Annotated in this window: 16 protein-coding genes and 1 tRNA gene; 7 read left to right on the forward strand and 10 right to left on the reverse strand. The window is 64.3% G+C overall.

Annotated elements, in window-relative coordinates; translation table 11 throughout:
- Positions 1–27: 27 nt before the first annotated feature.
- Together ACXMDY_RS03295 and ACXMDY_RS03300 are read right to left on the reverse strand one after the other, a co-directional pair.
- The gene (locus ACXMDY_RS03295) at positions 28–1296 is read right to left on the reverse strand and encodes a glycosyltransferase family protein (protein ID WP_259703138.1); all 1269 of its coding nucleotides are present in this window, start codon (positions 1294–1296) and stop codon (positions 28–30) included.
- Positions 1297–1416: 120 nt separating this feature from the next.
- Positions 1417–1498, reverse strand: a tRNA-Leu gene (locus ACXMDY_RS03300).
- Positions 1499–1639: 141 nt separating this feature from the next.
- Between ACXMDY_RS03300 and accC the strand changes: the two genes are divergently transcribed.
- Complete coding sequence (gene accC, locus ACXMDY_RS03305) at positions 1640–2989, forward strand: acetyl-CoA carboxylase biotin carboxylase subunit (protein ID WP_259703139.1); 1350 nt, start codon at positions 1640–1642, stop codon at positions 2987–2989.
- A 2-nt stretch (positions 2990–2991) separates the two neighbouring features.
- On the opposite strand, the gene ACXMDY_RS03310 is transcribed toward accC, so the two are convergent.
- Entirely contained in the window at positions 2992–3318 is a 327-nt protein-coding gene (locus tag ACXMDY_RS03310; RefSeq protein ID WP_259703140.1) for a YggT family protein, read from the reverse strand.
- Between the two features lie 76 nt (positions 3319–3394).
- Here ACXMDY_RS03310 and psbX point away from each other — a divergent pair, with 76 nt between their 5' ends.
- The 5 genes from psbX (at position 3395) to ACXMDY_RS03335 (ending at position 7184) form a co-directional block, all read left to right on the forward strand.
- Entirely contained in the window at positions 3395–3517 is a 123-nt protein-coding gene (psbX, locus tag ACXMDY_RS03315; RefSeq protein ID WP_259703141.1) for a photosystem II reaction center X protein, read from the forward strand.
- A 108-nt stretch (positions 3518–3625) separates the two neighbouring features.
- Positions 3626–4600 carry a Ycf66 family protein gene (locus ACXMDY_RS03320; RefSeq protein WP_259703142.1) on the forward strand — a complete coding sequence of 325 codons (975 nt, stop codon included), beginning with the start codon at positions 3626–3628 and terminating at the stop codon, positions 4598–4600.
- Positions 4601–4634: 34 nt separating this feature from the next.
- Entirely contained in the window at positions 4635–5180 is a 546-nt protein-coding gene (locus ACXMDY_RS03325; RefSeq protein WP_399244481.1) for a TolB family protein, read from the forward strand.
- On the forward strand, positions 5177–5659 hold the full coding sequence (locus ACXMDY_RS03330) for a TolB family protein (RefSeq protein WP_259703143.1): 483 nt from the start codon (positions 5177–5179) through the stop codon (positions 5657–5659). Before ACXMDY_RS03325 ends, ACXMDY_RS03330 begins: the two co-directional genes overlap by 4 nt.
- A 70-nt stretch (positions 5660–5729) precedes the next feature.
- Entirely contained in the window at positions 5730–7184 is a 1455-nt protein-coding gene (locus ACXMDY_RS03335) for a DUF2079 domain-containing protein (protein ID WP_259703144.1), read from the forward strand.
- 20 nt (positions 7185–7204) lie between these two features.
- On the opposite strand, the gene ACXMDY_RS03340 is transcribed toward ACXMDY_RS03335, so the two are convergent.
- The 3 genes from ACXMDY_RS03340 to ACXMDY_RS03350 are packed head-to-tail and all read right to left on the reverse strand — an operon-like array spanning position 7205 to position 9823.
- Complete coding sequence (locus ACXMDY_RS03340) at positions 7205–7423, reverse strand: chlorophyll a/b-binding protein (protein ID WP_259703145.1); 219 nt, start codon at positions 7421–7423, stop codon at positions 7205–7207.
- Positions 7420–9426, reverse strand: a complete 2007-nt coding sequence (locus ACXMDY_RS03345; protein ID WP_259703146.1) for an ABC transporter ATP-binding protein/permease — start codon at positions 9424–9426, stop codon at positions 7420–7422. The genes ACXMDY_RS03340 and ACXMDY_RS03345 overlap by 4 nt, the downstream gene beginning before the upstream one ends.
- A gap of 58 nt (positions 9427–9484) precedes the next feature.
- Positions 9485–9823 (reverse strand): histidine triad nucleotide-binding protein, encoded by a 339-nt coding sequence (locus tag ACXMDY_RS03350; RefSeq protein WP_259703147.1) that lies wholly within the window; start codon positions 9821–9823, stop codon positions 9485–9487.
- A 57-nt stretch (positions 9824–9880) separates the two neighbouring features.
- Here ACXMDY_RS03350 and ACXMDY_RS03355 point away from each other — a divergent pair, with 57 nt between their 5' ends.
- Positions 9881–11428 carry a YifB family Mg chelatase-like AAA ATPase gene (locus tag ACXMDY_RS03355; protein WP_259703148.1) on the forward strand — a complete coding sequence of 516 codons (1548 nt, stop codon included), beginning with the start codon at positions 9881–9883 and terminating at the stop codon, positions 11426–11428.
- A gap of 47 nt (positions 11429–11475) precedes the next feature.
- On the opposite strand, the gene rpsU is transcribed toward ACXMDY_RS03355, so the two are convergent.
- Genes rpsU through def form a run of 4 tightly spaced genes read right to left on the reverse strand, consistent with a single transcriptional unit; the run spans position 11476 to position 13395 of the window.
- Positions 11476–11646: a 30S ribosomal protein S21 gene (gene rpsU, locus ACXMDY_RS03360; protein ID WP_010304532.1), complete on the reverse strand. Its 171-nt coding sequence runs from the start codon at positions 11644–11646 to the stop codon at positions 11476–11478.
- Positions 11647–11705: 59 nt separating this feature from the next.
- A complete protein-coding gene (locus ACXMDY_RS03365; RefSeq protein ID WP_259727617.1) occupies positions 11706–12536 on the reverse strand; it encodes a DUF3747 domain-containing protein in 831 nt (276 codons plus the stop codon).
- Positions 12537–12572: 36 nt separating this feature from the next.
- A complete protein-coding gene (locus ACXMDY_RS03370; protein WP_259703150.1) occupies positions 12573–12779 on the reverse strand; it encodes a hypothetical protein in 207 nt (68 codons plus the stop codon).
- Positions 12780–12789: 10 nt separating this feature from the next.
- Positions 12790–13395, reverse strand: a complete 606-nt coding sequence (gene def / locus ACXMDY_RS03375; RefSeq protein WP_259703151.1) for a peptide deformylase — start codon at positions 13393–13395, stop codon at positions 12790–12792.
- Between the last annotated feature and the right edge of the window lie 34 nt (positions 13396–13429).

Raw genomic sequence — 13429 nt, forward strand, 5'->3', positions numbered from 1 at the left:
GAAGGCAAACGGAGGGGAAATCTCACGCTAAGCCTCAGGCAGCAGTTCCCGCACCATCCCCGCCAAGGCCGCCACGGCCCCCGGCTGACCCCGCAGGCTGCGCAGATCCTCGCGCTGGCCTGCCAGCCGCTCAGGCCGGGACAGCCAGTCGGCGGCCTCTGCGGCGATCTGCTCCGGCCAGATCGAGCCGACCCGCTCCGGCACCACGCTGCGGCCGGCACTGATGTTCGGCCAGGCCAGAAAGCCCCGTTGCCGCATCCGCCAGGCCGTCAGAGCCACGCCGAGCAGCCAGCGCAGCAACGGCAGGCGTGCCACCAGCCCCAGCCAGCCATCCCAGGCCTGCATGACCTGCAGATGCTGGGTGGGCACCAGGACGATCATCGGCACCGCCAGGGCCCCGAGTTCGGCCGTGTTGGCTCCCACCGTGGTGAGCGCCAGGGCGCACTGGCTCAGGGCTGCGTGGGCCGGATGCTGCTCGATCAGCAGGATCGGTGTGCCCAGTCCGGTTCTGATCCAGCGCCGCCCGTCTGCATCGACCGGTGCCAGGTGGGGGATGCCGCTGCCGTAGTGCGCCTGGAGGGGGTTGGCGGGACCGCCATAGCGGAGCAGCTCCGTCACCGAGGTGGTCGGAGCCACCGGCAGAAGGAAGTGGCAGCCGGGCCGCAGGGCTGCCAGACGGTCGGCTGTTTCGAGCAGGAACGGCACGCCGACGCGCAGTTTGGCGCCCTTCGAGCCAGGCAGCAGGGCGACCCAGTCCCCGGCTGGCAGGGGATCCTCCTGACGGGCCGCCGCCGAGAGGTCGGCCATCAGATCTCCCACCACGGTGCAGCGTGACCGCCAACGCGAGGGGAGGCGTCCCGCTGCTTCCGGTCCCATCGCGGCGATCCGGTCGTTCCAGCGAGGCCAGCGGGCCACCCACTCGGCGTAGGTGAGATGGCGGTAGCCCAGCCGGGCCGAGAGCAGCACCGTCCAGAACTGATCCCCGCCCAGAAACACCACCACCCCCCGGGATGGCCAGGGCCCCAGTCGGCGTGGATTCCGGAGCAGCGACCAGAAGCGCCGCGCCGGACTGATGCGCTCGAACAGACCGAGTTGCTCGGCAACCTGGGCCTCGGCGCCGGTGGCATTCGGGCACGGCACCAGGATCAGGTTGAGGCTGGTGCTGGCCTCAGCCACCAGGGGTCGCAAGGGACGTTGACGGTGAAGACATTCGGCCAGCGGCCTGACCCAGGTGGTGAGCTCGCCTGGGCCGTTGCAAACCAGCAGGATCGCGGCGGAGGCTGGCGGCCTGGTCAAGCTGACGGTCTGCTCAAACGGAGTGGCGGGTCAAACGGGGTGGCGAGCCAGACGGAGTGCGGATCAATGGTGCTGATGACTCAGCCAGCTTGAGCAGACCGAAGGACCGGAAAAGAGAAATGCGGATGGCGAGACTTGAACTCGCAAGGCCGAAGCCACACGCCCCTCAAACGTGCGTGTCTACCAATTCCACCACATCCGCGTGGCCTTCAGGAGCGCAGCTCCCTCCGGCTGGCCAATATACCGATCACCCGCCCCGGCCCCCTTCCGCCAGGAACGTTGACGCCGCTCAGGCCCCAGGGTCATCACTGATACAGTCCGCAGCGGCCTGGATTCCGCACGGATGCCCATCGGCAAGCTGCTGATCGCCAACCGTGGCGAAATCGCCCTGCGCATCCTGCGCACCTGCCGCGAGATCGGCATTGCCACGGTGGCCGTCTACAGCACGGTGGATCGCAACGCTCTGCACGTGCAGCTGGCTGACGAGGCCGTCTGCATCGGTGAGGCTCCGAGCAGCAAGAGCTACCTCAACATTCCCAACATCATTGCCGCGGCGATCTCCCGGGGCGCGGATGCCATTCATCCCGGCTACGGCTTCCTGGCCGAGAACGATCGCTTCGCCGAGATCTGTGTGGCCCACGGCCTCACCTTCGTCGGTCCCTCAGCCGAGTCGATCCGGGCCATGGGCGACAAGGCAACGGCCAAGAGCACCATGCAACGGGTGGGAGTGCCGACGATCGCCGGCAGTGAAGGGCTGCTCGAGCAGCCTGCCCATGCCGCTGAGCTGGCCGCCACCATGGGTTACCCGGTGATGATCAAGGCCACCGCCGGCGGTGGTGGCAGGGGCATGCGCCTCGTTCACAGCGCCGATCAGCTTGAGGGACTCTTCAAGGCGGCTCAGGGGGAGGCGGAAGCGGCCTTCGGCAACCCGGGTCTGTACATCGAGAAGTTCATCGACCGCCCTCGCCACATCGAGATCCAGGTGCTGGCCGATCGGCACGGCAACGTGGTTCACCTCGGGGAGCGGGACTGCTCGATCCAGCGACGCCATCAGAAGCTGCTGGAGGAGGCGCCCAGCCCGGCCCTGGATCCGGAGCTGCGCCGTCGCATGGGCGAGGCGGCGATTGCCGCAGCCCGCAGCATCAGCTACGAAGGAGCTGGCACGGTGGAGTTCCTTCTCGACAAGAGCGGCAACTTCTTCTTCATGGAGATGAACACCCGCATCCAGGTGGAGCATCCAGTCACCGAAATGGTGACCGGCATCGATCTGATCGCCGAACAGCTGCGGATCGCCGGGGGCGAACCGCTCAGCCTTCGCCAGGAGGAGATCCAGCTCTGCGGTCATGCGATCGAGTGCCGCATCAATGCCGAGGATCCCCAGCACAATTTCCGCCCGGTGCCGGGCAGGATCACCGGCTGGTTGCCTCCGGGCGGCCCGGGGGTCCGGGTGGACAGCCACGTCTACACCGGCTATGAGATTCCCCCCTTCTACGACTCTCTGATCGGCAAGCTGATCGTCTGGGGAAAGGATCGCGATGCCGCCCTCAAGCGGATGCGCCGAGCCCTCACCGAGTGCGCCATCACCGGGATTCCCACCACGATCGAGTTTCATCTCGCCTTGCTGGAGCGGCCTGAATTCCAGCGGGGCGAGGTGCACACCAGGTTCGTCGAGCAGGAAATGCTCGGCTCCTAGCTTCAGGCCACAGCAGTGCTGCGCAGGGCCAGCTGGCAGAGCAGCCCCTGCTGCCCCACCAGCAGTTCCCGCAGCAGACTGATCAGCCCCACCCAGATCACCGGGGTGACATCGACTCCGCCGATCGGCTGCACCCACCGGCGCGTCAACCCCAGCAAAGGTTCCGTTGGAGCGCCGATCAGCCGCATCACCCCTTGGCTCAGGTCGATCTGGGGATACCAACTCAGCACGATCCGGAACAGGAACAACAGCGTCCAGGCCGCCAGCAGCAGGCCCAGCAGCTGATTCAGGCCGGGCAGGAGGTGCAGCAGTGCGGGATCGGCCGTCACAAAGCCCTAAGCAAGAGAATCTCCAGCGTAGGAAGCGGCGGCCGATGTCTAGGATCGGATCTGGATCTTCAGCGCCATGACCCCATCCCTCGCGAACTTCCTGAGCAGCCTCGGTTGGGGCGCCGTGATCGTGGTGGTTCCGATCACCCTGGCCCTGATCCTGATCAGCCAGACCGATCAGGTCGATCGCAAGCTCTGAAACCCGGCATCGCCAGCCGCTGGCAGCTTCGTGCCAGGTCCCTAAGCTGCAGGGAAGGTTCTCGTCACCGAGACCATCACCAGGCCTTCTGACTGAGGAATTCCAGACGTGGTTAATGCCAGCCTGAACTGGGCGAGCATCGTCGGCATCGTTCTGGCCGTCGGTGGTGCTTTCCTCTATTTCATGAGGAGCTTCAAGCCAGCCCTCGCCCGCGACTACGACGTTTTCTTCGCCGCCATCGGTTTGCTTTGCGGCGGCATCCTGTTCTTCCAGGGCTGGCGCCTCGATCCGATCCTGCAGTTCGGCCAGTTCCTGCTGGCGGGCACCACCGTCTTCTTCGCCTACGAGAGTGTGAGGCTCAGGGGCGTCACCACCGAGCAGGCCCGCCGTTCCTCCTATTTCGACGACGACGAACCGCTTCCCGAGCGTGGCCGGATGGGTGGCAATGACTGGGCTGGTGAGACCGACCGGCTCGATGAACCCCAGCCCCTGAGGCGCCGGATCCGCTCCCGCGAAACCGTTCCCCCCGAAGACGACGACTTCTACCGTCCCCGTCAACCGGCCCGCACCGCGATTCCCGAGCGGGCCGCCAGCCGTCGTCCCGTCGACCCGGGAGACTGGAATGACGACCCGGCAACAGCTTCAGCGCCCAGGCCCGGTTCAAGTCCTGCAGCGACGCCCCGCTCCCGCTTCAGCGCCGGTGGGAGCAGCTCCCCTTCGTCCACAGCCTTCGGTGACCGTCGTCGCGACCGGGATGGCGCCCCGGACACCCGCCGCAGCAGCCGGCCGGCCGCCAGCCCCGATTCCCTGCCTCGCTCCAGCCGGCGCCCATCCGATCCCACCGAGCCTCCCGGCCGATCCGGAGTTCCCCAGGGAACTCCGATCCGATCCGGCAGCAGCACCTCCAGTCGCCTTGATGGCCGGTCCGGCCAGGACGCCAGCAGCGTCGTCAGTGACGCCGATTACGCTCCGATCCGTCCAGCCTCGCCCGGCCGTGCTGCTTCCCCTGGTCAGGCTCCTTCCACTGCCCAGGCGTCCGGGCGGGTCGCCCCCCGCGACAACAGTTCCCGCTTCGACAACTGAGCAGGCATGCCCGGCTGCTGCCGCTGGCCCAGCCTTGGTCAGAGCAGCAGTGCTCACCTCGATCATCGCCATGCCGCTGCTCGCCCTGAGCCTGGCCGGTTGCAGCTCCTGGCTAGGGGTCAGCCGTCGCCCGGCACCACCGTCTGGTTTTGGAATGGAAGGTCGGGAAGATCCGGCCCTGAGCGGCGATGGTCGGCTCCTGGCCAGCCTGGTGGAGCGCAATGGCCGCAGCAGTGTTCTGCTCCAGGAGCGACTGAGCGGCAAGGTGCTGCCCCTGCGCACCCTCAACGGTCAGCAACCCCACAGCTCCCCCTCCCTGAGCTGGAATGGTCGGTACCTGGCCTTGATCGTTCAGCGTGGCGAGCGCCGTCTGGCGATGATCGAAGACCGTGCCACCGGTCGCCCCCACCCGCTGCTCCTGCCGGGAGGACAGGAGCCCCAGCGACTCAGCCTGGCTCCGGATGGTCGTCGCCTTGCCGTTCAACTGACCAGGGACGGGGTTCGGCGGGTGGAACTGTTTGACCTCGGCGGCCAGCTCGAAGCGGATCTGGCGCCTGGACTGCCGATCCAGCCGCGATGAAGCCAGGGCCATTTCTGATCGCCGTTCTGCTGCCGCTCAGCCTGCTCGGTTGCAGCCCGGTCTCGTTGCTTCCACTCGAGCCGATCAACCGGGCCCTTGAGCAGGCCGGCGTCGGTCGTGAACCTTCCCTGAGCGGCGAGTGGCTTGCCATGATCAGTGGCCGGCAGGGCCGTGAGCAGGTGGTGCTGGTGGATCTCCGCCAGAACCGTCCGGTGCCGTTGCCAGGTCTGAACCGCCCCGATGCCAAGCCGATCAGCGTCAGTGTCGATCGGAGCGGCGAGCGTCTCGCCCTGGTGCGTCAGCGGGACGGCCGTACTGAACTGGCCCTCTACCGTCGCTCGATTCAGGGGCTGCAATCGCTGCCGCTGGAGCCAGCCGGTGTGCCGAATCAGGTGAGCCTCAGTGGGGACGGACGACTGCTGGCGGTTCAGGTGAGCCGCGGCGGACTCTGGCAGGTGGATCTTCTTGATCTGCCCTGAGCCGGACTCAGCCAAAGACATAAGGCCCGACGGTTGAAGTGAAATCGACGAACCCCACCGGATGAAGCCCATGCATTCAGCTGATCCTGCCGCTGCTTCCGATCAGCGTGTACCGCGCTATCTGTGGCTGGTTTCACTGGCTCTTTTTATTGTTTTTTTTCTGAGTGCCACCTGGCGGCATTTCACCCTTTCTTCCAGTGCCTTTGATCTCGGAATCTTTGATCAGGCGATTTATCTGATCAGCAGAGGCGAGCCCCCGATATCCTCCTATCTGGGATTTCATATTCTGGGCGACCATGCCTCCTTTATCTTTTACCCTCTGAGTCTGCTCTATAGGCTATTCCCATCGGTGGTCTGGCTGTTCGCAGTGCAGGCGCTGAGCCTGGCAGCCGGTGGACCGATCGTGTATCTGATCGCCAAGGATTATCAGTTGGGCAATGCCGACGCAAAATTGATGGCCTGGATTTACTTCATGTATCCAGTGGTTATCAATGCCAGCGTCTCTGATTTCCATCCAGAAATCATTGCCATTCCTTTTATTTTGATGGCGATTTATGCGCAACGAAGGGGCAGCCTGTGGCTCGTACTTTGTTCTGTAGGTGTGATTCTGGCTTGCAAGCAAGCACTTGCGTTGACCTGCATAGGTCTTGGTGTGTATTTTCTGGCCAAGCGTGACTACAGGATTGGAATTCCTGTTACTGTCATGTCCGCCGCTTACTTCGCCTTCATCGTGATGGTGTTCACGCCGATGCTTGGCGGTGGGGTTGCAAAGCACGATTGGGTGGGAAGATTCTTCAGCTACCTGGGCAACACCAGATCGGAGGTTATTCATACCATTCTGTTTAATCCGTGGGTTTTGATCCGACATCTGCTCTCCATCGAGAATGCATTCTATCTTTTCCTTCTGGTTGTTCCGATTCTGCTCACCAGCCATATCAAGGCCCTGCCTGAGCTGATCGGTGCCACTCCAGCTTTGTTGCTGAATCTTTTCAGTGATCATCCCAATCACAAGGGGCTGATGCTTCACTACAGCTTGGCGATCGTCCCGTTTATCATCCTGTTTGCCATCTCCTCGCGGACCTATGGATTTCCCCGAATCAGGGCCAACCGTTTGATCCTGTGGGCGCTGGTCTGTGTTCTTGCGTTGACAAAATACATCCGGATCATGACTGATCACGCGCCTTTCGAGCGGGTCGCTGAAGCTCAGCAGGTTTTGCAGATGATTCCTCCGGATGCGGCGACCTTGGCTCCCATCAACCTCGCACCACATCTTTCCCATCGGAAGGTGATCGGCAAACGGATTCACAGTGAAGGCGAAGTGTTCATGTCAACGAATTTCATGCGGCATTATGAGTATATTTTGATCAACGGCCGCTCCAGGAAGGATCGGATTCTCAGGGAAAGGCTGGGGGAAGATCAACTGTTTGAACGGATTTACTCCTCATCGGAATTCTTGCTTTTCCGTACGGTCAAGCCCTTGCCATGGTCGCCTTCGCTGATGAAATCAGTGGATGTGTTTTCCTGAAAAGTCCTGCTTCCCTGCGCTCAAGGCACCAGACCCGCCCAATGCAGAAAGGTGTCGCGGCTGAGCACTTCAATCACCAGCACGGCTGTGAAGCCCAGCATGGCGAACCGGCCGTTGATCCGCTCGGCGTAGGCGCTCCAGCCGAAGGGCTGATCCTGGGGGAGCTTGGCTCGAACCTGTTCCGGTTCGCTGCTGGCCGCTGGATCATTGGAGCCGGCAGGGGTTTTCACTGGTTTCATGTTCGGGAGAAGTCATAGCCGGCAGCCGGCAGCAGGTGCCAGCCACCGATGCCGTCGAGTTCAAGCACCGTGTCGTGGAAGGCGGCGAGGGTGGGGCGGTGGCCGACGCTCACAAAGGCGATTTCGCGTTCGGTGAGCAGGGTATAGAGGTGCTTTTCGGTGTTGACATCCAGGGCGCTGGTGGCCTCATCGAGCACCACGAAACGGGGCGAGTTGAGAAGCAGCCTGGCGAAGGCGAGGCGTTGCTGTTCTCCCAGTGAAAGGATTCGCTGCCAATCCTGCTTGATCGAGAGGTCAGGGTAACGGCTCACCAACTCTGCCAGTTTCACCTCCTCGAGCACGTTGCGGAGCTGGGCATCGCTGAATCGCTCTGGCTGCAGGGGATAACAGAGCTGTTCCCTGAGGCTGCCCAGGATCATGTAGGGCTTCTGTGGAATGAACAGCAGTTCGTTCAGGGGAGGGCGCTTGATCTCACCAGCCGCCGGTGGCCAGAGCCCACTGACCAGTCGCAGGAAGGAGGTCTTGCCGCAACCACTGGGTCCAACAACCAGGAGCCGCTGGTTGGCGGCCACCTCCAGGCTGAGGTCATGAATCAGGCGGCGGCTGCTCCGGGGCGGTACCAGGTCGGCATGGATCACCTGAATGCTGTCGTGGGCATCAGCCTCGCTTGCTTCATCGACGCTGAACTTACCTTTGAAGGCTTCCTTGAGGCCTTCGGATTCGGCATTGATTTCATCCACCTTCACCTGAAATCCTTCCAGGCGACTGATGCTGGCGGAGAAGGCGGCCAGTCTGTCGATGTTGTTGACAATGTAGCTGACTGAAAACAGCACCTGGGAGAATGCGATGCTGGCCTGTCCGAACACGCCGAAATCCACCTCCTTGGCGAAGTAGACCGGAGCAATCACCAGCCAGGGGAGGAAGCGGGAGAAATAGTCGTAGGAGCGCTGGATCACCTGGATCAGGGCTTCCCAGATGATCAGTCGGTCGTAGTTGAGGATCGCCCCACCGAGCCGCCGCTCAGCTTCCTTGCCCTCCTGATTTTCACCGCGATAGAACGCGATCGACTCAGCGTTGTCACGGATGTGGACCAGCCCGTAGCGAAAATCCGCTTCCAGCTTGAGTTGCTGATAGTTCAGTGCCACCAGCTTGCGGCTGGCAAACACGATCAAAGCTGTTCCCCCAACGGAATACACCAGCAGAAGCAGCGCGAGATTCACGCTGATTGTCCACAGCACGATCACGAAGCTCACGAAGGTGAGCAGTGCCGCCAGAATCTCGACGGTCACACTCAGACTGGTGCTGGTGAAGCTGGCCGTGTCCTGGGAGATCCGTTGGTCCGGGTTGTCGATCTCTTCGATCGATTCGTCGTTGGGATTGAGGATGTAATAGGCCCGGTTCGAGAGGTATCGGCCCAACAGACGGGTGCTCAGCCACTGACGCCACAGCAGGCCGAGTTTCGGAATCAGGTAGCTCTGGATCGCCCGGATCGGCAGGGCGAGCACCAGGCAGAAGGCGTAGATCGCCACGATCTTCCAGAAGCCGTCCTGGTCGTAGGCCACCAGGGCGTTGTCGACATTCCGGGCGATGAAGCTGATCCCCACGTTGATGCCGTTGATCACCAGGATCAGCAGCGTGATCACCCCCATCAGCAGCCAGGGGAGCCAGCGGCCCTGGCGCAACTTGCTCCGCAGGCTGCCGAACGCCACCAGGCCACCGGCGAACAGGGCCATGATCACCACACCGATCGGACCGCTCCAGAGCGCGGCAACCTGTTCGGGCACCCCGGGGAGAAAGCGGTCACGCAGTTCGGGAATCAGGCTGCCGCTGATCGCCACCGCCGCCGTCAGCAGCAGCAGGGTGAAGCCCACCACCACGACCAGGGTGGAGACAACCAACAGAAGAAACTGCCAGGAGCTGCTCTCCTCCAGGGGCAGGAAATAGGGCTGGGCCAGACGTTGCAGCTTGCCGAGCTGATCGCGGAACCCCTTCAGAACACCCATGAACCGATCCATCTGGCGCCATTGTCGCCGTTGGGCGGCCAGGTGGTGAGTGCTCGGGCTACCCGGGCGGCCAGCTGAGAGGACGGCCACCGATCACGTGCAGGTGCAGATGAAAGACGCTCTGGCCGGCTTCGGCTCCTGTGTTGATCACCGTGCGCCAGGCGCTCAACCCCTCCAGGCGGGCCACCTTGGCGGCCACCAGCAGGAGATGGCCCAGCAGGGCCTGATCGGGTTCGGCGGCGTCGGCCAGGTTGATCAGGGGCTGGCGTGGGATGACCAGCACATGCACGGGCGCCTGGGGTTGGACATCCCGGAAGGCCAGGCAGAGATCGTCGGCATAGACCTGATCGCAGGGAATCTCCCCCTGCAGGATGCGCCCGAAGATCGTTGTGGTCACTGGCTGTGGGGTGGGACAGGCGGGGAACTGGTGATCTGTCCCCGGGCGGTTGGTCTGATGTTGGCACGGTGCAGCAGCGCCACTCTCCGGGGCCTTGAGGCCTCCGAGGTGAGCGTGGAGGTGGACATCGCCCCGGGCTTGCCCGGACTGCAGATCGTCGGCCTGGCTGATGCGGCCGGCCGCGAATCCCGCGAGCGGGTGCGCGCCGCCTTGCGCAACAGCGGCTTCCGCATGCCGCTCACCCGGGTGGTGATCAGCCTGGCGCCCGCCGATCTGCGCAAGGAAGGGCCTGCCTTCGACCTGCCGATCGCCCTCGGCCTGCTGCTCGCCAGTGGTCAGCTGGCCCCGCAGCGGCTGGAAGGGGTCTGGAGTGCCGGAGAGCTGGGCCTCGATGGCAGCCTGCGGCCCGTGCGCGGCGTGCTGGCCCTGGCCCTGGCGGCCCGGCGCGGCGGTGCCAGGGCTCTGGTGGTGCCCGCCGCCAATGGGGCCGAAGCGATGTTGATCGAGGGGCTGGCGGTCTGGCCCGCCGATCGGCTGGCCCAGGTCAGTGAGCTGCTGGTGAACCCCCAGCAGGCCAGCCCCTGTCGCCCGATCACGGCCGCCACCGCTGTCGCACCGCTTGAGCTGGCCGATGTGCGGGGGCAGGCCCATGGCCGTCGAGCCCTTGAGATCGCTGCGGCTGGCAACCATCACCTCCTACTGGTGGGGCCGCCCGGCAGCGGAAAAACGATGCTGGCCAGGCGTCTGGCCGGTTTGCTGCCACCGCTTCTCCACGCCGAAGCCCTCGAAACCACCCAGGTGCACTCGGTGGCGGGTCTGCTCGGGCCGAGCACGGCCCTGCTTCAGCAGCGCCCGTTCCGAACGCCGCACCACAGCTGCACGGGCTCCGCCCTGATCGGTGGCGGTGCGATTCCCAGGCCAGGAGAGCTGTCGCTGGCCCACAACGGCGTGTTGTTTCTCGATGAGTTGACTGAGTTCCGCCGCGAGGTGCTCGATCAGCTCCGTCAACCCCTGGAGGAAGGGGAGGTGTGGATCAGCCGCAGCCGGGACCGCAGCCGCTTCCCCTGCCGGGTGACCCTGGTGGCCGCCACCAACCCCTGCCCCTGCGGCTGGTTCGGGGATCCCCAGCGGGCCTGCCAGTGTGGTGAAGCCCTGCGTCAGCGCTACTGGTCGCGGTTGTCAGGACCCCTGCTGGATCGCATCGATCTGCAGGTGGTGATGCGGCGGCTGGAGGCCGACGATCTGCTGGAGCGGTTCGCTCCTGCTTCGGCAGCTTCGCCGTGCCGTACGGAGGTGGTGGCAGGCAGGGTTGCCGCAGCCCGGCAGCGGATGATGGCGCGCAATCCCGGCGGCTGTGCCAACGCCGTGCTGGCCAGCGGCGCACTGAACAGCTACTGCCGCCTGTCGGCGGATGGACTGGCCCTCTGGCGTCAGGCGATTCAGGCGAGGCGGCTGAGTGCCCGCTCAGCGGAGCGATTGCTGAGAGTGGCACGCAGCATCGCCGATCTGGGCAATCGCGACCAGGTTGACCCTCCCGATCTGGCAGAAGCGCTCACCTATCGATCCTTTGACCGGGTTGACAGATCGGACCCCCCCGAAGCATGAAGCCGCAGATGGTGGGCTCAGCGGATGGAAATCCTGCCGAGGCGGCGTCAGCGCCGACGGCGGCGTTGCTGGGCTTTGCGCTTGTATTTCTCGACGGGGGTTTCGTGGTGGCGCAGGCGCTTGAGGTCGGCAAAGATGCCCGCCTTGGACACCTGACGCTTGAAGCGGCGGAGGGCCGATTCAATTCCTTCGTTTTCGCCGACGGTGACCTGGGTCATGAACCACGCAGAGGGGCTTGAGATTGGTCAATGTAGCAACTGCCCCTCCACAACCCCCTTCATGGAGTTTTGGGAACCGTGCCGCCGGCAGCTGGCGCGACGGTACCTGGAGCTGGCAGCGGCCTGGGCGTCAACACGGGTTGCTCCGGGAGCTTGCTGCTGGGTACCGCCTCCGGCAGGGGCTGCTTGCCTGATTGGACTGGCGAGCCTGAGCTGGGCAACTCTTTGCTGCCGGGCAGGGGCGGCTGGGCAGGGGCCACTGGCTTCACCTGGGTGGAGCCTGCGCCTGTTCCCGTGCTGTTTTCGGCACCGGGCCAGGTCTCGCGATAGATGTAGAGGTGGCCGAGGGCGCGATTGCCGAAATGACGGCGCATCAGCTTCCAGCCCGGTTCGGGCATGAAGAGCAGAAAGCCGGCGTCATGGCCCTGGGTGCGGGCCACCACCATCTCAGGACCGGGTTGGTTGCGGGTGGGCGCCGCCAGCAACAGGTTGTCGTTGCCGCTGCGCACCACGCTGATCCGGTACACCGTGGCCAGATCTTCTCCACCGATCCGCAGGGAATAGCCGTTGGCGTCGAGGTAGCGGCTGCAGATGCCTGTGAAATCAAAGCTGCCCAGCAGCGGATCCACCCGGGCGGGGTTGGCGCCGGAGGTGGCGAAGCAAGGACGCCGGTCGGTGATCTGTTCGTAGATGTTGAGCTGGGCGCGGGTGCCATCGCCGATTGGGGCGGCCACCAGCACAAAGCGTTCCTGCGGCAACTCGCGGGCCCCGAACAGGGCCTGGGCGCCGGCCGGCAGGGGCAGGGTTGTTGCCAGGGCGGAGGCCAGAGAAGCCAACCCTGCCAGGCGGCGCGTGAGACAGGCCGAACGGTTCACAGCACGGAGCAGCAAGGAGGAACCCGATCGTAGAAGTGAGCCCGGGGCCCGTCAGGAGCCCTCGGAAGGCAAGTTGAGACGAATCGCGACCAGCAGGCTGATCAGCGTGCCGGGCAGGCAGGCCGCCAGGATCAGCCGGGTGGTGGAAATGCCCAGATCTGGATCTCCATAGGCCAGTTCGAACACCGAGCCGGTGGCGGCGATCCCGAGCAGGCAGGCCAGGGCCAGGAAGACACCGGCCAGGGGATTCATCGGCATGGCAGTGGTCTCAGCGAAGGGAATGGACGGTGTCGCGAAGGAAGCCGTGCTCCTGAAGCTCTTCATTGAGGCTGAGTTCGTCGGTGACCCGATCAACGAACAGCACCCCATGCAGGTGGTCCATCTCGTGCTGGATGCAACGGGCGAGCAGGCCATCGGCCTTGATCCGTCGCGGCCGGCCCTGTTCGTCGCGGAAGCTCACCTCGATCGCGCTGGGGCGGACCACCGAGAGGTAGACGCCAGGAATGCTGAGACAACCCTCCTCGTAGGTTTCCAGGGAGGCGCTGCTGGAGCCGATCTCCGGGTTCACCAGCACCATCGGCGGCGTTGCGGCGTTTTCGGGATCCAGATCGATCACCAGCAGCTGTTTGTGCACTCCCACCTGGGGAGCCGCCAGGCCGATCCCATGGGCGGAGTACATGCTGCGCAACATGTCGCGGGCGAGTTCACGAACCGTCTCGTCCACCTTGCTGATCCGCCGGGCCGGCTGACGCAGCACCTGATCGCCCAGGGTGTGGATGAGCAGCGGCGGTGGATCCAGCACCACTTTGGGCACCTGGACGCTGCGGCTGCTCTGCTCCGCCTGGCGGGCCATCCTGGCGAAGCTGCTGGCCAAGGCATCACCTGAAACGATGGTGAAATTGTAGAAG

The organism is Cyanobium sp. ULC082 (assembly GCF_977927535.1).

Excerpts from the sequence above, each read along its gene's own strand:
- ACXMDY_RS03355 (WP_259703148.1), top strand. The coding sequence starts at position 9,881 with ATGTTGGCACGGTGCAGCAGCGCCACTCTCCGGGGCCTTGAGGCCTCC.
- accC (WP_259703139.1), top strand. The coding sequence starts at position 1,640 with ATGCCCATCGGCAAGCTGCTGATCGCCAACCGTGGCGAAATCGCCCTG.
- rpsU (WP_010304532.1), bottom strand. The coding sequence starts at position 11,646 with ATGACCCAGGTCACCGTCGGCGAAAACGAAGGAATTGAATCGGCCCTC.
- ACXMDY_RS03330 (WP_259703143.1), top strand. The coding sequence starts at position 5,177 with ATGAAGCCAGGGCCATTTCTGATCGCCGTTCTGCTGCCGCTCAGCCTG.
- ACXMDY_RS03370 (WP_259703150.1), bottom strand. The coding sequence starts at position 12,779 with ATGCCGATGAATCCCCTGGCCGGTGTCTTCCTGGCCCTGGCCTGCCTG.
- psbX (WP_259703141.1), top strand. The coding sequence starts at position 3,395 with ATGACCCCATCCCTCGCGAACTTCCTGAGCAGCCTCGGTTGGGGCGCC.
- ACXMDY_RS03335 (WP_259703144.1), top strand. The coding sequence starts at position 5,730 with ATGCATTCAGCTGATCCTGCCGCTGCTTCCGATCAGCGTGTACCGCGC.
- ACXMDY_RS03345 (WP_259703146.1), bottom strand. The coding sequence starts at position 9,426 with ATGGGTGTTCTGAAGGGGTTCCGCGATCAGCTCGGCAAGCTGCAACGT.
- ACXMDY_RS03340 (WP_259703145.1), bottom strand. The coding sequence starts at position 7,423 with ATGAAACCAGTGAAAACCCCTGCCGGCTCCAATGATCCAGCGGCCAGC.